Origin of the sequence: Kitasatospora sp. NPDC087861 (genome assembly GCF_044742585.1) — a bacterium.
Classification (GTDB): Bacteria; Actinomycetota; Actinomycetes; order Streptomycetales; family Streptomycetaceae; genus Kitasatospora.
Map to the genome: position 1 here is coordinate 20,878 of NZ_JBIUUS010000014.1, position 20,571 is coordinate 41,448.

Genomic DNA, 20,571 nt, shown 5'->3' on the forward strand with positions numbered 1-20,571 from the left:
GCGTTGAAGGGGCCCGGACACTCTCGCGTCCGGGCCCGTTCGACGGCGATCCGTCAGTGCGCGGCGGCCTCCCAGTTGGCGCCGACGCCGACCGAGACGTCCAGCGGGGCGCGCAGCGGGTAGGCGCCGGCCATCTGCTCGCGGACGATCGCCTCGACCCGCTCGCGCTCGCCCGGGGCCAGCTCCAGCACGATTTCGTCGTGCACCTGGAGCAGCATCCGGGAGGTGAGGCCGGCCGCGCGCAGCGCCTCGTCCACCCGCAGCATGGCGATCTTGACGATGTCGGCGGCCGAGCCCTGGATGGGGGCGTTGAGGGCCATCCGCTCGGCCATCTCGCGGCGCTGGCGGTTGTCGCTGTTGAGGTCCGGCAGGTAGCGGCGGCGGCCGAGCAGCGTCTCGGTGTAGCCGGTGGCGCGGGCCTCGTCGACGACCCTGCGCAGGTAGTCGCGGACGCCGCCGAAGCGCTCGAAGTAGGTGTCCATCAGGCCCTGGGCCTCGGCGGGTTTGATGCCGAGCTGCTGCGAGAGCCCGTACGCGGACAGCCCGTAGGCGAGGCCGTAGGACATCGCCTTGATCTTGCGGCGCATCTCGGCGTCCACCGCGGCACCCGGGACCTCGAACACCTGGGAGGCGACGGTGGTGTGCAGGTCCTCCCCGGTGGCGAAGGCCTCGATCAGGGCCTCGTCCTCGGACAGGTGGGCCATGATGCGCAGTTCGATCTGCGAGTAGTCGGCGGTGAGCAGCGACTCGTAGCCCTCGCCGACGATGAAGGCGCGGCGGATGGCGCGGCCCTCCTCGGTGCGGACCGGGATGTTCTGCAGGTTCGGGTCCTGCGAGGAGAGCCGGCCGGTGGCGGCGACCATCTGGTTGAAGGTGGTGTGGATCCGGCCCTTGGGCGAGACGGTCTTGAGCAGGCCCTCGACCGTGGTGCGCAGCTTGGCCTGGTCGCGGTGGCGCAGCAGGATGACCGGCAGCTCGTTGTCGGTCTGGGTGGCGAGCCAGGTGAGCGCGTCGGCGTCGGTGGTGTAGCCGGTCTTGATCTTCTTGGTCTTGGGGAGGGCGAGCTCGCCGAAGAGGATCTCCTGCAGCTGCTTGGGCGAGCCGAGGTTGAACTCGCGCCCGGCGGCGGCGTGCGCCTCCTCGACCACGCGCTGGATCTCGGCGGCGAACTGCGCCTCCAGGCCGGTGAGCCAGGGGCCGTCGGCGGCGATGCCGTAGCGCTCCATCCGGGCGAGCAGGGCGGCGATGGGCAACTCCATGTCGCGCAGCAGCCCGGTGGCGCCGACCTCGGCCAGGCGGGTGTCGAAGAGCTCGGCGAGGTCGAGGACGGCGCGGGCCTGGAGCATGAGCGCCTGGGCGCGGGCCGCCTCCGCGTCGACGTCGCCGGCCTCCTCCGGGGCGTCGAAGGCGAGTTGGCCGTCCTCGGTGGCGGGGGCGGGGGTGAGCGAGCGGGCCAGGTACTCCTCGGCGAGCACCTCCAGGGTGAAGGTGCGGCGGCCGGGCTTCTCCAGGTAGGCGGCGAGGGCGGTGTCGGCGACAACGCCCTCGATGGTCCAGCCGCGCTCGGCGAAGGCCCGCATGACCTGCTTGGCGATGTGCAGGGCCTTGGGGGCGGCCGGGTCGGCGAGCCAGGCGGCGAAGGCCCGCTCGTCCTCCTCGGCGAGCTGCGCCGGGTCGAACCAGGCGGCGGACTCTCCGGTGGCGAGGGCGACTTCGGTGACCTCGCCGCTGCCGAGCGCCCACTGGTAGACGGCGGCCAGCGCGACCGGGGCCTTGGTGTCGGCGGCTTGCTCCCGGAGCCAGGCGGCCAGCGTGCCCGGGTCGGTGAGCAGCTCGCCGTCGACCTCGACGCCGGGGGCGAGTTCGGCCGCGGCCTCCTCTCCGCCGGCGGCCGGGTCGATGCCGTAGACGCGGTCGCGGAAGTTGGCGTTGCGGAACTCCAGCGACTCCATGAGCGTGCCGACGGCGTCCCGGTCGAACGGCGCGCGGGCCAGGTCGCCGACGCCGAGCGGGAGTTCGACGTCGCGGACGAGCTCGGTGAGGACGCGGTTGCGCTTGACCGAGTCGAGGTGGTCGCGCAGCTTCTCGCCGATCTTGCCCTTCACCTCGTCGGCGCGGGAGACGAGTTCGTCGAAGGAGCCGAACTGGTTGACCCACTTGGCGGCGGTCTTCTCGCCGACGCCGGGGATGCCGGGCAGGTTGTCGGACGGGTCTCCGCGCAGGGCCGCGAGGTCCGGGTACTGGCGCGGGGTGACGCCGTACTTCTCGGCGACCTTCTCCGGGGTGTAGCGGGTGAGTTCGGAGACGCCCTTGGTCGGGTAGAGGACGGTGACGTGGTCGGTGACCAGCTGGAGGGAGTCGCGGTCGCCGGTGACGATGTCGACGTCGTAACCGGCCGCCTCGGCGGCGGTGGCCAGGGTGGCGATGATGTCGTCGGCCTCGAAGCCCTCGGCGGTGATCCGGGGGATGCTCATGGCGTCGAGCAGTTCGCCGATCAGGCCGACCTGGCTGCGGAACTCGTCCGGCGTCTTGGCCCGGTTGGCCTTGTAGTCGGGGAACTCGACGGAGCGGAAGGTCTGCCGGGAGAGGTCGAAGGCGACGGCGAGGTGGGTGGGCTGCTCGTCCCGGACGGTGTTGGCGAGCATCGAGGCGAAGCCGTAGACCGCGTTGGTGGGCTGGCCGGTGACCGTGTTGAAGTTCTCCACGGGCAGGGCGTAGAAGGCCCGGTAGGCCATCGAGTGCCCGTCGAGCAGCATCAGCCGGGGCCGCGGGCCGGCCCCGCCGCCACCCGTCGCGCCCTTGTCCGTACTCTGCGTAGCCACGTCAACGTCCGTTCCTGCCGATTCCACTACCGGCCACCGATCCTATGGCCCGGCACCGACAAAAGGGGCGCCGTGCCGGTCGGGCGCGGGGCGCGGGCGGCGGCGCCGCGCCGGGGAGCTCGCCCGGGGACCGCCACGCCAACCCCCGGGCGCGGCCGCTACCGCCGAGTAGGACGGTCGTACCATCACAGGCAGCACGACGACGTGACCCCCGAGCGGCAGGAGTTCCCCATGACCGACGCGGCCCCCGACGCGGCCCCCGTCCTGAACGTCCCGCAGGACGTGCTGGACCACTTCGCCAAGCTCGGCGTCAACCCGGAGACCTTCTCCGGCGGCCACCTCGGCGAGAAGCTCGGCATCCGGATCGTCGAGGCCTCCGGCGACCGGGTGGTCGGCACCATGCCGGTGGAGGGCAACCAGCAGCCGTACGGGCTGCTGCACGGCGGGGCGTCGGCGGCACTGGCGGAGACGCTGGGCTCGATCGGCGCGATGCTGCACGCCGGTCCCGGCCGGTACGCGGTCGGGGTGGACCTCAACGCCACCCACCACCGCTCGGCCACCTCCGGGCTGGTCACCGGGGTGGCGACGGCCGTGTTCAAGGGCCGCACCGCCGCCACGTACGAGATCGCGATCACCGACGACACCGGCAAGCGGGTCACCAGCTGCCGGCTGACCTGCATGCTGCGCGACCTCTGATCCCGCGCCGGGGCCCTCTCCGGCTTTCCGACGGATCATCACATCCCTTGGCCGCCCCCTTGTTTGACCTTCACCTGCCCTGGGCAGGCGTTGATCCAGACAAGGGGGCGGCGGCATGTCCGGGCGCGGTCGGCACGGTTCCACGCCGACATTCCACGCCTGTAACGCTGTGTAACAGCCAGGAAATCCGAGTAACGGCCTGTCTCGAGGCCCAAGGAAACCCCGCAACCCCTTCACCGTTCCCCCGGCGTCCGAAATTCGGACGCGCACGGTCGGAACGAGCACACCGGACGCTGGCGTCCGATTATCGGCGGGGACAGCAACATCCCCCATTTCCGGCCCTTACATCGCCCCAACAGCCCGTACATGCCCGACATCGGCGGATCGGTCGGGCCGAAACGACCACATGGTGAGACAACTGCTCCGTGTGCTCATAACAAGAGAATCACAGCCTCGCCACACCACTGCCCGAGCAGCCCAGGGGCATCTAGAGTCACGGCCAGTCACCGCGCCACCGGATTGGGCCCGGCCCTCCGCGCATCCCCGGCTCCCGCCACTCAGGCGTGGCGCCTCCCGACCCGAAGGGGACCCTCGTGCGTCACCGTTCAGCAGTTGTCGTGAGCATTGCCGTGATCGGCGCCCTCAGCCTCAGCGCGTGCGGCTCCCGCGGCGACAAGAAGTCCGCCGACGGGGGCGGCGGCAACAGCGGCTCCACCACCACCGTCACCATCGGCGTCGACGCCCCGCTCACCGGCGACCTCTCCGCCCTCGGTCTCGGCATCCGCAACTCCGTCGACCTCGCGATCAAGAAGGCCAACGAGCAGAACGAGGTCCCCGGCGTCAAGTTCCAGATCAAGGCCCTCGACGACACCGGCAAGCCCGCCCCCGGCCAGCAGAACGCCACCCAGCTCGTCTCCGACAACAGCGTCCTCGGCGTCGTCGGGCCCCTCAACTCCAGTGTCGCGCAGTCGATGCAGCAGATCTTCAACGACGCCAACCTGGCCGAGATCTCCCCCGCCAACACCGGCGTCGCCCTCAGCCAGGGCGAGAAGTGGGCCAGCGGCGACAAGAAGCGCCCCTTCAAGTCCTACTTCCGCACCGCCACCACCGACGCCGTCCAGGGCCCCTTCGCCGCCCAGTACCTCAGCCAGGACGCCAAGAAGACCAAGGTCTTCCTGATCGACGACCAGAAGACCTACGGCGCCGGCCTCGCCGCCACCTTCAAGGGCGAGTTCACCAAGCTGGGCGGCGCCATCGTCGGCGAGGAGCACGTCAACCCCGACGACCGCGACTTCTCCGCCATCGTCACCAAGGTCAGGAGCTCCAGCGCCGAAGCCGTCTACTTCGGCGGCGAGTACCCCGCTGCCGGCCCGCTCTCCCTCCAGCTCAAGGAGGCCGGCGTCAACATCCCGCTGATGGGCGGCGACGGCATCCAGAGCGGCGACTTCATCAAGCTCAACCCCAAGAGCCAGGGCGACCTCGCCACCGCCGTCGGTCTGCCCGTCGAACAGCTCCCCACCGCCGCCAAGTTCATCGCCGACTACAAGGCCGCCGGCTACAAGGACGCCTACGAGACCTACGGCGGCTACTCCTACGACAGCGCCTGGGCCATCGTCCAGGCCGTCAAGAACGTCGTGGCCGGCAACGGCGGCAAGCTGCCCGCCAACCCGCGCGCCGCCGTCGTCGACGCCGTCCAGAAGGTCTCCTTCGACGGCGTCACCGGCACGGTCTCCTTCGACGAGTTCGGCGACACCACCAACAAGCAGCTCACCGTCTACACCGTCAAGGACGGCAAGTGGGCCGTGGAGAAGTCCGGCACCTTCAAGGGCTGAGCCCCGCCGGCCACCGGCCCGGCCCCAGCGGCCGACGGCCCGGACCCACCGGCCACCGGCCCGGCCCCAGCGGTCACACCGCCCGAGGACCGGGCCACCCCGGCCAACCGCCGGGCCACCCGACGGCCCGGCCGCACCCGCACCACCCGAACACACCGGCACCACAGCGCGCGGGGACGCCACGAGTGCCCCCGCGCGCCCCCACATCCACCACCCACGCGGACACCCCGAACGCACTACGGAGGCCCAGCGGTGCACGACCTACCGCAGCAGCTGGCCAACGGCCTGATCCTCGGCGCCCTCTACGGGCTCGTCGCGATCGGCTACACGATGGTCTACGGCATCGTCCAGCTCATCAACTTCGCCCACGGCGAGATCGTCATGGTCGGCGGCTTCGGCGCCCTGACCGCCTACCTCGCCCTCCCCGGCGGCACCACCCTGTGGCTGGCCCTGCCGCTCATGCTGATCGCCGGAATCCTGGTCTCCACCCTCACCGCGGTCGCCGCCGAGCGCTTCGCCTACCGGCCCCTGCGCAACGCCCCCCGGCTCGCCCCCCTCATCACCGCGATCGGGCTGTCCATCTTCCTCCAGCAACTCGTCTTCTCCTTCTACCCCGACGCCAAGAAGGCCCGCGTCTTCCCCAAGCTCCCCGGCGACCCCTTCAGCCTCGGCTCCGTCACCATCCAGCGCAGCGACCTCTTCCTGATCATCGCCGCCCCGCTGTGCATGCTCGCCCTCGGCTGGTTCGTCACCCGCACCCGCTCCGGCCGCGCCATGCAGGCCACCAGCCAGGACCCCGACACCGCCAAGCTCATGGGCATCGACACCGACCGCATCATCGTCATGGCCTTCGCCATCGGTGCCGCGTTCGCCGCCGTCGCCGCCGTCGCCTACGGACTGCGCAGCGGCCAGGTCGACTTCCGGATGGGCTTCATCCTCGGCCTCAAGGCCTTCACCGCCGCCGTCCTCGGCGGCATCGGCAACATCTACGGCGCCATGCTCGGCGGCGTCGCCCTCGGCCTCGCCGAAGCCCTCGCCACCGGCTACATCCAGCACCTCCCCGGCATGCACCTCTTCGGAGGCGGCGCCTGGAAGGACGTCTGGGCCTTCGTACTCCTCATCCTCGTGCTCCTCGTCCGGCCCCAAGGCCTGCTCGGCGAGCGCGTCTCGGACAGGGCGTGACCACCATGACCACCACCACCGAAACCACCCCGGTCATCCCCCTGCCGGCCCGCGCCGCCACCGCCCTCACCGGCCTCGGCGCCCTCACCACCGCCGCCTCCGCCGCCCTCCCCTGGACCTGGACCTCCGACTTCCCCGGCGACCTCACCTACGCCGGCTCCCCCGCCGGCCTCCAATGGCTCGCCCTCACCGCCGGACTCCTCACCCTCGTCCTACTCCTCGCCACCCACGGCACCCCCGGCCTGCGCTGGGCCGCCCCCATCAGCAGCCACAACGCCGTCCTCTACGCCGCCACCGGCGCCCTCGCCGTCAGCGTCTTCTCCGTCACCGCCATCGCCGTCGAACTCGGCGGCCTCGCCAACCTCGAACCCGGCGGCTGGATCCTCGCCGCCGGCGGCCTCCTCACCGTCCTCGGCGCCCTCGGCCTCCCCCTCGACCGCCGCACCCGCGTGCCGCTGCGCACCCTCGACCGGCGCCTGTTCCTGCTCGTCCCCGCCGCCCCCCTCGGCTGGTTCGGCGCCCACGCCATCCCCGGCGACCAACCCGTCGCCCCCGTCATGACCGCCCTCGCCGGCGCCCTCGCCCTCGCCACCGGCGCCGTCCTGCTCCTCCAGCTCGGCCACCTCGCCAACACCTGGCTGCGCCTGGGCACCATCGCCCGACCCCTGCCCGCGCCCCGCCAACTCCCCTCCTGGGCCGAGGTCCTGATCATCGTCCTGGCCTTCGGCCTCGGACTCTTCGCGATCACCTTCGGCATCGACACCGAGTACGGCGAACTCTTCACCGGCTACCTGCTGCTCGCCGCCTTCGTCGTCCCCGCCCTCACCAGGTCCGGCCTGCTCGCCCGGCTGCGCGCCCTCACCGTCAAGCACCGCCCGGTCACCACCGGCGCCGCCTTCGCCGCCGCCGCCAGCTTCCCGTTCACCCAGACCAGCGACCAGTACACCTCCGTCGCCACCAACATCCTGATCTTCGCCACCGTCGCCCTCGGCCTCAACATCGTCGTCGGCCTCGCCGGCCTGCTCGACCTCGGGTACGTCGCCTTCCTCGGCGTCGGCGCCTACGCAGCCGCCCTCGTCTCCGGCTCCCCCGCCTCCCCCATCCACGTCCAGTTCCCGTTCTGGGCCGCGATGCTCACCGGCGCCGCCGTCTCCATGGTCTTCGGCGTCCTCATCGGCGCCCCCACCCTGCGGCTGCGCGGCGACTACCTCGCCATCGTCACCCTCGGCTTCGGCGAGATCTTCCGCATCACCATGCTCAACCTCAACGGCACCACCGGCCCCAAGGTCACCAACGGCTCCAACGGCATCCCGCGGATCCCCGACCTGGAGATCCTCGGCTTCGACCTCGGCAAGACGCACACCGTCGCCGGCATCGAACTCGGCCGCTTCTCCAACTACTACCTGCTGATGCTCCTCGTCACCGCCCTGGTCGTGCTCGTCTTCGCCCGGGTCGGCAACTCCCGCATCGGCCGCGCCTGGGTCGCCATCCGCGAGGACGAGACCGCCGCCGAGGCCATGGGCATCAACGGCTTCCGCCTCAAGCTCCTGGCCTTCGCCCTCGGTGCCTGCCTCGCCGGCCTCGCCGGCACCGTCCAGGCCCACGTCAGCTACACCGTCACCCCCGACCAGTACACCTTCGCCGAGGCACTCCCGCCGAACTCCGCCTTCCTGCTCGCCGCCGTCATCCTCGGCGGCATGGGCACCATCAGCGGCCCCCTCGCCGGCGCCACTCTCCTCTTCCTCATCCCCAAGAAGCTCGAATTCCTCTCCGACTACCAGCTGCTCGCCTTCGGCGCCGCCCTGATCATCCTCATGCGCGTGCGCCCCGAAGGCCTCATCCCCAACCGGCGCCGGCAACTGGAGTTCCACGAGGCCGCCATCCCGGCCCAGCCCACCGGAGACGACGCCGCACTCACCAAGGCAGGGGCGTGACCACCCAGATGACCACCACCGCCACACCCCTGCTCGAAGTCACCGGCGTCACCATGCGCTTCGGCGGCCTCACCGCCGTCAACGACGTCAGCCTCACCGTCGGCGAAGGCGAGATCATCGGCCTCATCGGCCCCAACGGCGCCGGCAAGACCACCTTCTTCAACTGCCTCACCGGCCTCTACGTCCCCACCGAAGGCGCCGTTCGCTACCGCGGCACCCTCCTGCCCCCCAGACCCCACCTCGTCACCCAGGCCGGCATCGCCCGCACCTTCCAGAACATCCGGCTCTTCGCCAACATGACCGTCCTGGAGAACGTCCTCGTCGGCCGCCACTCCCGCACCAAGGAGGGCATCTTCTCCGCCATCCTCCGCGGCCCCGGCTACCACCGCGCCGAAGCCGAGAGCCGCGAGAAGGCCATGGAACTCCTCGCCTTCACCGGCCTCGCCGACAAGGCCGACCACCTCGCCCGCAACCTCCCCTACGGCGAACAGCGCAAGCTGGAGATCGCCCGCGCCCTCGCCTCCGACCCCGGCCTCCTCCTGCTCGACGAACCCACCGCCGGCATGAACCCCCAGGAGACCCGCGCCGCCGAGGAACTCGTCTTCGCCATCCGCGACCGGGGCGTCTCCATCCTCGTCATCGAGCACGACATGCGCTTCATCTTCAACCTCTGTGACCGCACCGCCGTCCTCGTCCAGGGCCAGAAGATCGTCGAGGGCGACCGCGAAACCGTCCAGAACGACGAACGCGTCATCACCGCCTACCTCGGCGCCCCGCTCGAAGGCACCACCCCGGCCGTTACGGAGACCGACCAGTGACCGCACTCCTCGAGGTCGAGGACCTCCGCGTCGCCTACGGCAAGATCGAAGCCGTCAAGGGCATCAGCTTCACCGTCAACCAGGGCGAGGTCACCACCCTCATCGGCACCAACGGCGCCGGCAAGACCACCACCCTGCGCACCCTCTCCGGGCTCCTCAAGCCCACCGCGGGGCGCCTCACCTTCGACGGCCAGGACCTCGACCGGATCCCCGCCCACAAGATCGTCGCCCTCGGCCTCGCCCACTCCCCCGAAGGCCGGCACATCTTCCCCCGCATGACCATCGAGGAGAACCTCCTCCTCGGCGCCTTCCTGCGCACCGACACGCCGGGCATCCAGGCGGACGTGGAACGGGCCTACGGCCTCTTCCCCATCCTCGGCGAACGCCGCCGCCAGGCCGCCGGGACGCTCTCCGGCGGCGAGCAGCAGATGCTCGCCATGGGGCGGGCGCTGATGTCCCGGCCCAAACTGCTCATGCTCGACGAACCCTCCATGGGCCTGTCCCCGCTGATGATGCAGAAGATCATGGCGACCATCGTCGAACTCAAGGCCGCCGGGACGACCATCCTGCTCGTCGAACAGAACGCCCAGGCGGCACTCTCGCTGTCCGACCGCGGCTACGTCATGGAGACCGGCCGGATCGTCCTGTCCGGGACGGGCGCCGACCTCCTGCACGACGAGTCCGTACGGAAGGCCTACCTCGGCGAGGACTGAGCCTCCGGACACATGATGGGCCCGGCAGAAGCATCTGCCGGGCCCATCGTCCTCACCGCTACTCGGGCTTGCCCTCGTCCGCCTTCTTGCGGTCCTGGGCCTCGCCCTCCTCGATGACCGCCTCGGCCACCGCGGCCATCGTCATCCGACGGTCCATCGACGTCTTCTGGATCCACCGGAACGCGGCCGGCTCGTTCAGTCCGAACTTGGTCTGCAGCACGCCCTTCGCCCGGTCCACCAGCTTCCGGGTCTCCAGCCGCTGGGTGAGATCCCCGATCTCCTTCTCCAGCGCCCGCATCTCGGTGTACCGCGACACCGCCATCTCGATCGCCGGCACCAGGTCGGACTTGCTGAACGGCTTCACGATGTACGCCATCGCCCCGGCGTCCCGCGCCCGGTCCACCAGCTCCCGCTGCGAGAACGCGGTCAGCATCAGGACGGGCGCCAAGTGCTTGTCGTGGATCTGCTCAGCGGCGGAGAGCCCGTCCAGCACCGGCATCTTCACGTCGAAGATCGCCAGGTCCGGCCGCAGCTCCTCCACGAGCTTCACCGCCGTCGCCCCGTCCCCGGCCTCCCCGACGACGGTGTAACCCTCCTCTTCGAGCATCTCCTTGAGATCGAGACGGATCAGCGCCTCGTCCTCGGCGATCACAATCCGAGTGATCTGGGGCGAATCGGTCTCAAGCGGCTGTGCCTGCTCGTCGGCGGTGCTCACGGGGCTCCTAGTTCCGGCGGGGTACTGCATGCACGAGGGTACCTAGCTGCGCCCAACAGCGCTCACAGGGTATCCTTCACGGGCGCGAACTTGCCGGGTTGGTGGAAGGGCAGACACGATCGCCTCAAAAGCGATTGCTCGAAAGGGCGTGTGGGTTCGAATCCCACACTCGGCACCATATTTTTCCTCACATTCCCAGGCTGCGGGAAATTCACCTCATCTAGTGGATCACATCAAAAGGGTCCACCATTCAGCTTGGCGCGCCTCAATCTGACGCACATGACGTCTCTCTCCGTGCGCGAACAAGCCGTGCACCTCCTCCGTCGAGGTGTACCCAATGCCGATGTCGCCCGACGACTCCGGGTCTCTCCTGGCACGGTTTCCTGGTGGAAGCATCAAGACCTCGCCAAACGCCATCAGCTCCCCGGCCGCAAGCGTTCCGCGTGCATGCACTGCTACGGCGACGACCTGGACCGCCGCGCCTACGCCTACCTGCTCGGCCTCTACCTCGGCGACGGCCACATCCTGCTCCCCAACGAGTACCGCAGGACGCAGAGCCTTCAGATCACCTGTGACGATCACTGGCCGGGAATCACCGACTCCGTCGAGAACGCCATGCTCCTGGTCTTTCCCAGGAACAAGCCCTGCAGAGTACGACGGACCGGCTGTCACGACGTCAAGCTCTACTCGAATCACCTGACCTGCCACTTCCCCCAGCACGGTCCCGGCAAAAAGCACGAACGCACCATAGCCCTGGAACCCTGGCAGCAGGAGATCGTCGACGCCCACCCCTGGGAGTTCCTGCGCGGCCTGATCCACTCCGACGGCTGCCGCATCACCAACTGGACCATCCGCACGGCCGGCGGCGTCAAGAAGCGCTACGAGTACCCGCGCTACTTCTTCACCAACACCTCGACCGACATCATCGGCCTCTTCACCGCCACCCTCGACACCGTCGGCGTCCAGTGGAAGGCCTCAATCCCCCGCCCCACCGGCCAGGTCAACATCTCCATCGCCCGCAAGGACTCCGTCGCCCTCATGGACGCCCACATCGGCCCCAAGTACTGACGGCGGCGGCGCGACCCTCCCCTCGGAAGGGCCGCGCCGCTCCGGTCAGCCGTCCAGCGTCCCCACGTGGTGGACGCGGACGAGGTTGGTGGAGCCGGCGAGGCCGGGCGGGGAGCCGGCGGTGATGACGACGATGTCGCCCTTCTGGCAGCGGCCGAGCGACAGCAACGCCGCGTCCACCTGCTCGACCATCTCGTCCGTGGTCGGGGCGAAGGGGCCGAGGAAGGTCTCGACGCCCCAGGTGAGGGCGAGTTGGCTGCGGACGGCGGGTTCGTAGGTGAAGGCGAGGACGGGGATGGGTGAGCGGTAGCGGGTGAGGCGGCAGGCGGTGTCGCCGGACTGGGTGAAGGCGACGAGGTACTTGGCGTGCAGGAAGTCGCCGATCTCGGCGGCCGCGCGGGCGACGGCGCCGCCCTGGGTCCGCGGCTTGCTGCCGGCGGTGAGGGGCGGGAGGCCGGCGGCGAGGATGTCGGTCTCGGCGGCCTCGATGATGCGGCCCATGGTCTTGACCGTCTCGACCGGGAACTTGCCGACGGAGGTCTCGCCGGAGAGCATCACCGCGTCGGTGCCGTCGAGGACGGCGTTGGCGACGTCGGAGGCCTCGGCCCGGGTGGGCCGGGAGGTGTTGATCATCGATTCGAGCATCTGGGTGGCGACGATGACCGGCTTGGCGTTGCGCCGGGCGAGCTTGACGGCGCACTTCTGGACGAGCGGGACCTGTTCGAGGGGCATCTCCACGCCCAGGTCGCCGCGGGCCACCATGATGCCGTCGAAGGCGTCGACGATGGCTTCCAGGTTGTCGACCGCCTGCGGCTTCTCGATCTTGGCGATGACCGGGACGTGGCGGCCCTCCTCGTCCATGATCCGGTGGACGTCCTCGATGTCTCGGCCGCTTCGGACGAAGGAGAGGGCGACCAGGTCGGCGCCGGTGCGCAGCGCCCATCGCAGGTCGGCGACGTCCTTGTCGCTGAGCGCGGGGACGGAGACGGCGACGCCGGGGAGGTTGAGGCCCTTGTGGTCGGAGACGAGGCCTCCTTCGATGACGAGGCAGCGGACCCGCGGTCCGTCGACCTCGACGACTTCGAGGGCGACCCGGCCGTCGTCGACGAGGATGCGTTCGCCGCGGGTGACGTCGGCGGCGAGGCCGGGGTAGGTGGTGCCGCAGATGTCCTTGTCTCCGACGACGCCGTTGTCGGTGGAGATGGTGAACTCGTCGCCGCGTTCGAGAAGTACGGGGCCGTGGGCGAAGGTGTCGAGCCGGATCTTCGGGCCTTGAAGGTCGACGAGGATGCCGACGCTGCGGCCGGTTTCGTCGGCGGCCTTGCGGACGCGGCGGTAGCGTTCCTCGTGTTCGGCGTGGGATCCGTGGCTGAGGTTGAAGCGGGCGATGTCCATTCCGGCGTCGACCAGGGATTTGATCTGGTCGTACGAGTCGGTGGCCGGCCCGAGGGTGCAGACGATTTTTGCTCGGCGCATACTGCTGAGGGTAGGCATTACCGGCGCGTAACCACGACGCGGGTCCGGACGGCGGGATGACCGTTGCCGTAAGGCGAGTTGAACAATCTGACACATCCTCGGACCGGTGTGCGAGCGGCTGCCCGGGCGGCGGTGCCGATCGGCCCGCCGATGCGAACCCGTGAAGGGGTGTTCACCCCTGGTTCACCGTTGGTTCGGCCGCCGCTCCCCGCCCGGCGGGACGCTCGTCACCCCCGGGTGACCACCCGGACGACGTAGCGGACGAGGGGGAGGCGTTCGGTATGAGACGCGCTCTGGGGGTGTTGGCGGCGTTGGCCCTGCTGGGCGGGGTGACGTACGCGCTGATCCCGGACGGGAAGCCGGACGCCAAGCGGGCGACGGTCGTCGGACTGATCGGTTCGGAGAAGCGCGCCTTCTTCGAGAACCCGGACGTCAAGGCCGAGTTGGCGAAGCAGGGGCTTGAGGTGCGGGCCGACTCGGCCGGTTCGTGGACGATGAGCGAGCAGGCGAAGGACGGCAGCGGGCTGGACTTCGCCTTCCCGGCGAGCACGGCGCCGGCCAGGGCGATCCAGGCCAACTGGGGCCTGCAGGATTCGCCGCTGGTGCCGTTCTACTCGCCGCTGGTCGTGGTGGCGCACGAGCCGGTGGCGCAGGTGTTGAGGCAGAACAACCTGGCGACGGTGGACGATTCGAAGGTCTGGACGTTCCGGATGGACGACTACGTGGCCGCGTTGAAGGCGGGCCGCCAGTGGCCGGACCTCGCGGGTTCGTCGGCCCATCCCGAGTTGGGCGGCCCGATCTTCGTGACCACCACCGATCCGGAGAGTTCGTCCTCGGGGGCGATGTACGTCGCGCTGCTGTCGTACATCCTGAACAACCGCCAGGTGGTGTCGGACCAGGCCGGGATCGACGCCTCGAAGGACGTGCTGCGCTCGGCGACGGCGATGCAGGGCGGGCAGAAGAGCAGCAGCGACGAGCCGTTCAAGGACTTCGGCGCGGGGGTCGGCAATCCGCTGGTCTTCGCCTACGAGTCACAGGTCGCCGAGCTGGCGCTGCGGGGCCAGTCGACCGGGGACATGGTGGTGCTGTATCCGGACACCACGATCTACTCCGACCACACGGTGGTGGCGCGGACGGAGAACGGGCGCAAGCTCGCCGGTCTGTTGCAGGACGACGAGGTGCTCCGCCGGCTGGAGGCGAGGTTCGGCTTCCGCCCGCAGGCCAGTCCGGGGGCCTTCGCCGAGCTGATGAAGGACAAGAAGCCGGTCTTCGCCCCTGATCTCACGGCGGCGAAGGTGAAGCAGCCGACGGTGCCGTCGCTGGACAACCTGACCAAGCTGATCGCGGCGGCCAAGGGGAGCAAGAAGTGAACATCCCGATGAAGCGCCGGGGTTGGCCGGTCGCCGCAGTGGCCGCCCTGCTGGCGGTGAGCGCCTGCACCTCCTCCGGCGGGGGCACGTCGTCCGGCCCCAAGCCGTCCGACCCGCCGGCGGCGACGGCGCAGCCGGGGGTGCTGCGAGTGCTGGCCGGCAGCGAGCTGCAGGATCTGGCGCCGATCCTGGAGGAGGCCAGGAAGGCGACCGGGGTGACGGTGCAGTTCTCCTGGACGGGGTCGCTGGACGGCGCGGACGCGGTGTCCTCGGGGCGGGCGGACGGCAAGTACGACGCGGTGTGGTTCCCGTCCAACCAGTATCTGCGGTTGGACGACACGGGGAAGTCGAAGGTGCTGTCGGAGACACCGGTGATGGTCTCGCCCGTGGCCGTGGGAGTGCGGTCGTCGGTCCTCGACGACCTCGGCTGGGGGGATGGTTCGAAGGTCTCCTGGGCGCAGATCGGGGACGCGGCGTCGGCCGGGAAGCTGTCGTACGGGATGGCCGATCCGTCCCGGTCGAACTCGGGTTTCTCGACGCTGGTGGCGGTGGCCTCGGCGTTCTCGGGTGCGGGTTCGGCGCTGTCGGAGGCGGACGTGCAGAAGGCGACGCCGTCGCTGAAGCGGTTCTTCACCGGCCAGAAGCTGACCTCGGGTTCCTCGGGCTGGTTGGCGCAGGCGTACACCCGGGCGGAGCCGGGCATGGTCGGGGCGCTGGTGAACTACGAGTCGGTGCTGCTGTCGATGAACAAGTCGCTGCCGCCGGAGCAGCAGTTGACGGTGATCCGCCCGTTGGACGGGGTGGTGTCGGCGGACTATCCGCTGTCGCTGCTGTCCTCCTCGGCGCAGCGGGAGCGGGATTCGTTCCAGCGGCTGACGGCGTACCTCCTGAAGGAGGACGTGCAGAAGCGGATCTCCGAGGTCACGCTGCGCCGTCCGGTGGCGCCGGGGGTGCCACCGGCGGCGGGGTTGCCGTCGGACCGGCGGCGGGAGCTGCCGTTCCCGGGGAGCCGGGCGGTGGCGGACGGGCTGCTGGCCTCGTACCAGAACGACCTGCGGCGGCCGTCCCGGACGGTGTACGTGCTGGACACCTCGGGGTCGATGGAGGGTTCGCGGATCTCGGCGCTGAAGTCGGCGTTGGGCCGGTTGACCGGGACGGACGACACCCGGGGGGTGCGCCGGTTCCGCAACCGTGAGGAGGTGACGCTGATCTCCTTCGCGTCGAACGTGAAGTGGACGAAGACGCACGCGGTGCCGGCCTCGGGAAGCCAGCCGGGGCCGGAGACGGAGCTGGCCTCGATCAACACGGACGTGCAGTCGCTGTCGGCGTCGGGGGGCACGGCGGTGTACGACTCGCTGGAGGAGGCGTACCGGGTGATCGGCCGGCAGCAGTCGGCGGCGGGGGACGACCGGTTCACGTCGATCGTGCTGATGACCGACGGGGAGAGCAACGTCGGTGCCACGGACGGGGACTTCAAGCGGTTCCACGACGGGCTGGCGGCCTGGCAGAAGTCGATCCCGGTGTTCCCGATCAAGTTCGGGGAGGCGGCGGTGAGCCAGTTGCAGGGGATCGCGGACGTGAGCGGCGGCAAGCTGTTCGACGGGGCGGGGTCGCTGGACGGGGTGTTCGAGGAGATTCGTGGCTACCAGTGACGGGTTCGGCCGGCAGGTGCTGCGGTACCTGGAGTCGACCCGGAACCTGGTCGGCTGCGGGGGCGGCGCGGTGGGGCTGGGGCTGCACTTCGCCGGGCTGGGCGGGGCGTGGTGGCCGGCGGTGGTGGCGGGGCTGTACGGGGCGGGCGCGCTGCTGACGCCCAAACGCGATCCGAGGCCGGGGCCCGATCCCGAACTCACGGCGCTGGCCGAGTACCTGGCCACGGTGCCACTGCCCGCCTCGGCGGGGGTGGCGGACCTGCTGGCGGCGCTGCGCACGGTGGGGCCGGGCCCGGTGCCGCGGGAGATCGTGCGGCACCGGCTGCCGGTGGCGGTGGCCGGGTACCTGCGGGCGCTGACCTGGCGGCCGTGGGCGGGAGCGGACGCGCCGGATCCGGAGGCGGAGCTCGGCCGCGAGGTGCGGCGGCTGGTCGCGGAGCTGGACTGACGGGGGGCGGACCGGGGGGACGGGCCGGGGGAGGGCCGGCGGACGGGCCAGGGGGCGGACCGGGGTGAACGGGCCTCGGGCCCGACCCCGGGCGGGTCTCGCCGCCGCTCCCCCGCCGCTCTCTACCACCCCGGCCTCCGCACATCCGCGTCACGAACGAGTCGCCAAGATCTCACCTGTTGGAAACGTCGGAGGGCTACCCATCGGCCCGGCCGCACGGCACACTTCTACGCGCGTCCCTCTACGCGCGTCGACACGTCCACGCGCGCTACCGAACACCAGTTGACGGGCCATCGGCCCGTCAGTCCCCACCCGGGAGAGTCGTCCATGCCCCTGAACCGCCGTGACTTCGTCACCCGGTCCGCCGCCACCGCCGCCGGCGCCGCTCTGACCGGCGGAGCAGTCGTCGCCGCCGCCCCCGCCGCCGCGGCCGCCGAGCCGGACACCGCGGCCGCCAAGGGCAAGCGCAAGAGCCACCAGCAGGCCTTCACCGTCATGGGCACCACCGACCTGCACGGCCGGGTGCTCAACTGGGACTACTTCACCGACGCCGTCTACGCCGACAAGGCGCACAACGACGTCGGCCTCGCCAAGATCTCCACCCTGGCCAACCAGGTCCGCGAGGACAAGGGCTGGGACCGCTGCCTGCTGATCGACTCCGGCGACATCATCCAGGGCACCCAGCTGACCTACTACTACGCCCGGATCGAGCCGATCGCCACCGACGCCGACACCGTGCCCGACCACCCGATGGCCGTCGCCATGAACCTCATGGGCTACGACGCCGCCGCGCTCGGCAACCACGAGTTCAACTACGGCATCCCCACCGTGAAGGCCTTCGAGGACCAGCTGGAGTTCCCGCTGCTGGGCGCCAACGCGCTGCACGCGAAGAACGAGAAGCCCGCCTTCAAGCCGTACGTGATCAAGGAGCTGCGGCTGGGCGAGGGCCGGCCGCTGAAGGTCGGCATCCTCGGCCTCACCAACCCGGGCATCGCGATCTGGGACAAGGCCAACGTCTCCGGCCAGATGGTCTTCCCGGGCATCGTCGAGACGGCGGCGAAGTACGTGCCGCGGATGAAGGCGGCCGGCGCGGACGTCATCGTGGTGTCGGCGCACTCCGGTATCGACGAGCCGACCACCTACGGCGACCAGCTGCCCTGGCCGGAGGACGCCTCCGGCGAGATGGCGGAGAAGGTGCCGGGCATCGACGCGGTGCTGGTGGGCCACACCCACAAGGAGGTGCCGCAGCGGCTGATCGTCAACAAGCAGACCGGCAAGACCGTGGTGCTCTCCGAGCCGCTGTGCTGGGGCCAGCGCCTGAGCTGCTTCGACTTCGAGGTCGAGTTCGCCGACGGCGCCTGGAAGGTCCTCTCGGTCTCCTCGCGGGTGCTGAACTCCAACACCGTGCCGGAGAACCCGGAGATCGTGGACGCGCTCACCGAGCAGCACAAGAAGGTCGTGGCGTACGTCAACCAGCTGATCGGCACCTGCAAGACGGAGCTGTCGATCGCCGAGTCGCGCTTCAAGGCGACCCCGATCATCGACCTGATCGGCCGGGTGCAGGCGGACGCCGTGAAGACGGCGCTGGCGGGCGGGCCGTACGCCAACCTGCCGGTGCTGGCGCAGGCGGCGCCGTTCAACCGCACCGCGCTGATCCCGGCGGGCCAGGTGAAGCTGCGCGACGCGGCGGGCCTGTACATCTACGAGAACACCCTGGAGGCCCGGGTCCTGACGGGCGCGCAGCTGAAGGACTACCTGGAGTTCTCGGCCAAGTACTACAACCAGCTCGCCCCGGGCGCGCCGGTCGACAAGGACGCGCTGACCGGCGCGGAGACCACGCCGGACTACAACTACGACTCGGTGTACGGCCTGAGCTACGACATCGACATCGCGCAGCCGAAGGGCCAGCGGATCCTCAACCTGTCCTTCGCGGGCAAGCCGATCGACCCGGCCGCGCAGTTCGTCCTGGCGGTCAACAACTACCGTGCCAACGGCGGCGGCAACTTCCCGCACGTGGCGCAGGCCAAGCTGGTCTGGTCGAACTCCGACGAGATCCGCAACACGATGATCGCCTGGGTGAAGGCCAAGGGCGTCATCGACCCGGCCGACTTCTTCACCGACTCCTGGCGCCTGGTCCGCGCCGGCCAGCCGGTCTTCTAGCCCCCGCGGTCGCACTCGACCGAACCGCGTCAACCGACGTCGCGCTGCGAGTTCGGGCAGGCCCCCGGCGGTTACCGCCGGGGGCCTGCGCTGCCTGGGCGCAACGCCGGAACGTGACGCCGCAGAACGTGATGCCGCAGAACGTGCCGCCTCAGAACGGGAAGACCGTCCGCCCGTGCTGGACGGAGATCCACTTCACCGTGGTGAACGCGTCCACCGTGGACTCCCCGTTGAGCCGCCCGATCCCGGAGTTCTTCTCCCCGCCGAACGGCACCCCCGGCTCGTCGGCGATGGTCCCGCCGTTGACGTGGATCATGCCGGTCTCGATCCGGTGCGCGACCCGCACGCCGCGCTCCACGTCCGCGGTGTGCACCGCGCCGCTGAGCCCGAAGGGACTGTCGTTGGCGATCCGGACGGCCTCGTCCTCGCCGTCGAAGGGCACCACGAGCACGACCGGCCCGAAGAGTTCGCGCTTGAGGATCGGCGCGTCCTCGGCCAGGCCGGTGAGGACGACCGGGTCCATCAGACTGCCGGTCGTGGACCCGCGCAGCAGCGCGGTGGCGCCGGCCGCGACGGCCTGGTCGACCTGGGCGGTGATGGCGTCGGCCTGGACGGTGTTGATCAGCGGGCCGATCTGGGTGGCCGGGTCCTTGGGGTCGCCGACGGTGAGCGAGGCGATCTTCGCGACGAACTTCGCGGTGAACTCGGCCTCGACCGCGCGGTCGACCAGGACCCGGTTGGCGGCCATGCAGACCTGGCCCTGGTGGGCGAAGCGGCTGAACACGGCGGCGTCCACGGCGTAGTCGACGTCGGCGTCGTCCAGCACGATCAGCGCGCTGTTGCCGCCGAGTTCGAGCACGGTCCGCTTGAAGTTGGCGGCGGCGACGGTGGCGACGTGCCGGCCGATCTGGTCGGAGCCGGTGAAGGAGATCACCTTGGGCGCCGGGTGCTCGATGAACGCGTCGCCGATCTCCGCGATGTCGGTGACCACGACGTTGAACAGCCCGGCCGGCAGGCCGGCGTCCTCGAAGAGCTTGGCGATCAGGGTGCCGCCGACCACCGGGGTCTCCTGGTGCGGCTTGAGCACCACGCCGTTGCCGAGCGCCAGGGCGGGGGCGACGGCCTTGATCGAGAGGTACAGCGGGAAGTTGAACGGGCTGATCACGCCGACGACGCCGACCGGCAGCCGGTAGAGGCGGTTCTCCTTGCCGTCCGCGGTCGAGGGCAGCAGCCGGCCCTCCGGGCTGACCGACAGGTGCAGGCAGTCCCGCAGCATGTCCTTGACCAGGGAGAGTTCGAAGCCGGCCTTGAGCGCGGTGCCGCCGAGTTCGACCATGATGGCGCGGGTGATCTCCGCCTCGCGCTCCTCGACCAGCCGCAGCGCGCGTTCGAAGACGAGCCGGCGGGTGTAGGGGTTGGTGGCGGCCCACTGCTTCTGCACCCGTTCGGCGGCCCGGTAGGCCCGGTCGACCTCGGCGACGGTGGCCACGGTGACGGTGGCGAGCTTGTCGCCGGTGTACGGATCGACGTCGACGATGTCCCAGGAGCCGCTGCCGCTGCACCATTCGCCGTCGATGTACTGCAGCGCCAACTCGGAGAAGTACGACATCTGAACCCTCTCGTGCCGGATCGGGGCGTCCCGACGGGCGAGCCGCCACGGCCCGACCTGATTGGGCATCATCGTA

15 protein-coding genes and 1 tRNA gene are annotated in these 20,571 nt (G+C 70.3%); 12 read left to right on the plus strand and 4 right to left on the minus strand.

The features are described 5' to 3' along the window. Window positions 1-53: 53 nt before the first annotated feature. Window positions 54-2,756 carry a DNA polymerase I gene (polA, locus tag ACIOJE_RS20500; protein WP_400777889.1) on the minus strand — a complete coding sequence of 901 codons (2,703 nt, stop codon included), beginning with the start codon at window positions 2,754-2,756 and terminating at the stop codon, window positions 54-56. A gap of 297 nt (window positions 2,757-3,053) precedes the next feature. On the opposite strand from polA, the gene ACIOJE_RS20505 reads away from it, so the two are divergent. The 6 genes from ACIOJE_RS20505 to ACIOJE_RS20530 all read left to right on the plus strand — a co-directional run bounded on the left by ACIOJE_RS20505 (window position 3,054) and on the right by ACIOJE_RS20530 (window position 9,997). After that, the gene (locus ACIOJE_RS20505; RefSeq protein ID WP_280674354.1) at window positions 3,054-3,518 is read left to right on the plus strand and encodes a hotdog fold thioesterase; all 465 of its coding nucleotides are present in this window, start codon (window positions 3,054-3,056) and stop codon (window positions 3,516-3,518) included. 593 nt (window positions 3,519-4,111) lie between these two features. Next, entirely contained in the window at window positions 4,112-5,350 is a 1,239-nt protein-coding gene (locus tag ACIOJE_RS20510; RefSeq protein ID WP_280674355.1) for a branched-chain amino acid ABC transporter substrate-binding protein, read from the plus strand. Window positions 5,351-5,602: 252 nt separating this feature from the next. Beyond that, window positions 5,603-6,532: a branched-chain amino acid ABC transporter permease gene (locus ACIOJE_RS20515; RefSeq protein WP_280674356.1), complete on the plus strand. Its 930-nt coding sequence runs from the start codon at window positions 5,603-5,605 to the stop codon at window positions 6,530-6,532. A 5-nt stretch (window positions 6,533-6,537) separates the two neighbouring features. Then, window positions 6,538-8,466 carry a branched-chain amino acid ABC transporter permease gene (locus tag ACIOJE_RS20520; RefSeq protein ID WP_400777757.1) on the plus strand — a complete coding sequence of 643 codons (1,929 nt, stop codon included), beginning with the start codon at window positions 6,538-6,540 and terminating at the stop codon, window positions 8,464-8,466. Window positions 8,467-8,474: 8 nt separating this feature from the next. Continuing rightward, entirely contained in the window at window positions 8,475-9,284 is an 810-nt protein-coding gene (locus tag ACIOJE_RS20525) for an ABC transporter ATP-binding protein (RefSeq protein WP_280674804.1), read from the plus strand. Then, complete coding sequence (locus ACIOJE_RS20530; RefSeq protein WP_280674358.1) at window positions 9,281-9,997, plus strand: ABC transporter ATP-binding protein; 717 nt, start codon at window positions 9,281-9,283, stop codon at window positions 9,995-9,997. Before ACIOJE_RS20525 ends, ACIOJE_RS20530 begins: the two co-directional genes overlap by 4 nt. 58 nt (window positions 9,998-10,055) lie before the next feature. Here the strand turns inward: ACIOJE_RS20530 and ACIOJE_RS20535 are convergent, their stop codons facing one another. Beyond that, window positions 10,056-10,742, minus strand: coding sequence for an ANTAR domain-containing response regulator (locus ACIOJE_RS20535; RefSeq protein WP_400777760.1), 687 nt, complete (start codon window positions 10,740-10,742; stop codon window positions 10,056-10,058). Window positions 10,743-10,804: 62 nt separating this feature from the next. On the opposite strand from ACIOJE_RS20535, the gene ACIOJE_RS20540 reads away from it, so the two are divergent. Both ACIOJE_RS20540 and ACIOJE_RS20545 read left to right on the plus strand, forming a co-directional pair. After that, a tRNA-Leu gene (locus tag ACIOJE_RS20540) sits at window positions 10,805-10,890 on the plus strand. A gap of 101 nt (window positions 10,891-10,991) precedes the next feature. Continuing rightward, window positions 10,992-11,780, plus strand: coding sequence for a helix-turn-helix domain-containing protein (locus ACIOJE_RS20545; RefSeq protein WP_280674360.1), 789 nt, complete (start codon window positions 10,992-10,994; stop codon window positions 11,778-11,780). Window positions 11,781-11,825: 45 nt separating this feature from the next. Here the strand turns inward: ACIOJE_RS20545 and pyk are convergent, their stop codons facing one another. Beyond that, window positions 11,826-13,256 (minus strand): pyruvate kinase, encoded by a 1,431-nt coding sequence (gene pyk, locus ACIOJE_RS20550; protein ID WP_280674361.1) that lies wholly within the window; start codon window positions 13,254-13,256, stop codon window positions 11,826-11,828. Between the two features lie 281 nt (window positions 13,257-13,537). Between pyk and ACIOJE_RS20555 the strand changes: the two genes are divergently transcribed. The 4 genes from ACIOJE_RS20555 to ACIOJE_RS20570 all read left to right on the plus strand — a co-directional run bounded on the left by ACIOJE_RS20555 (window position 13,538) and on the right by ACIOJE_RS20570 (window position 18,886). Continuing rightward, window positions 13,538-14,626 carry a hypothetical protein gene (locus ACIOJE_RS20555; RefSeq protein WP_400777762.1) on the plus strand — a complete coding sequence of 363 codons (1,089 nt, stop codon included), beginning with the start codon at window positions 13,538-13,540 and terminating at the stop codon, window positions 14,624-14,626. A gap of 8 nt (window positions 14,627-14,634) precedes the next feature. After that, window positions 14,635-16,278 (plus strand): substrate-binding domain-containing protein, encoded by a 1,644-nt coding sequence (locus tag ACIOJE_RS20560; RefSeq protein WP_400777891.1) that lies wholly within the window; start codon window positions 14,635-14,637, stop codon window positions 16,276-16,278. Beyond that, window positions 16,265-16,726: a hypothetical protein gene (locus tag ACIOJE_RS20565; protein WP_400777763.1), complete on the plus strand. Its 462-nt coding sequence runs from the start codon at window positions 16,265-16,267 to the stop codon at window positions 16,724-16,726. Before ACIOJE_RS20560 ends, ACIOJE_RS20565 begins: the two co-directional genes overlap by 14 nt. Before the next feature lie 327 nt (window positions 16,727-17,053). Beyond that, window positions 17,054-18,886 carry a bifunctional UDP-sugar hydrolase/5'-nucleotidase gene (locus ACIOJE_RS20570; protein ID WP_280674365.1) on the plus strand — a complete coding sequence of 611 codons (1,833 nt, stop codon included), beginning with the start codon at window positions 17,054-17,056 and terminating at the stop codon, window positions 18,884-18,886. A 151-nt stretch (window positions 18,887-19,037) separates the two neighbouring features. Here the strand turns inward: ACIOJE_RS20570 and ACIOJE_RS20575 are convergent, their stop codons facing one another. After that, on the minus strand, window positions 19,038-20,495 hold the full coding sequence (locus ACIOJE_RS20575) for an aldehyde dehydrogenase family protein (RefSeq protein WP_400777893.1): 1,458 nt from the start codon (window positions 20,493-20,495) through the stop codon (window positions 19,038-19,040). Between the last annotated feature and the right edge of the window lie 76 nt (window positions 20,496-20,571).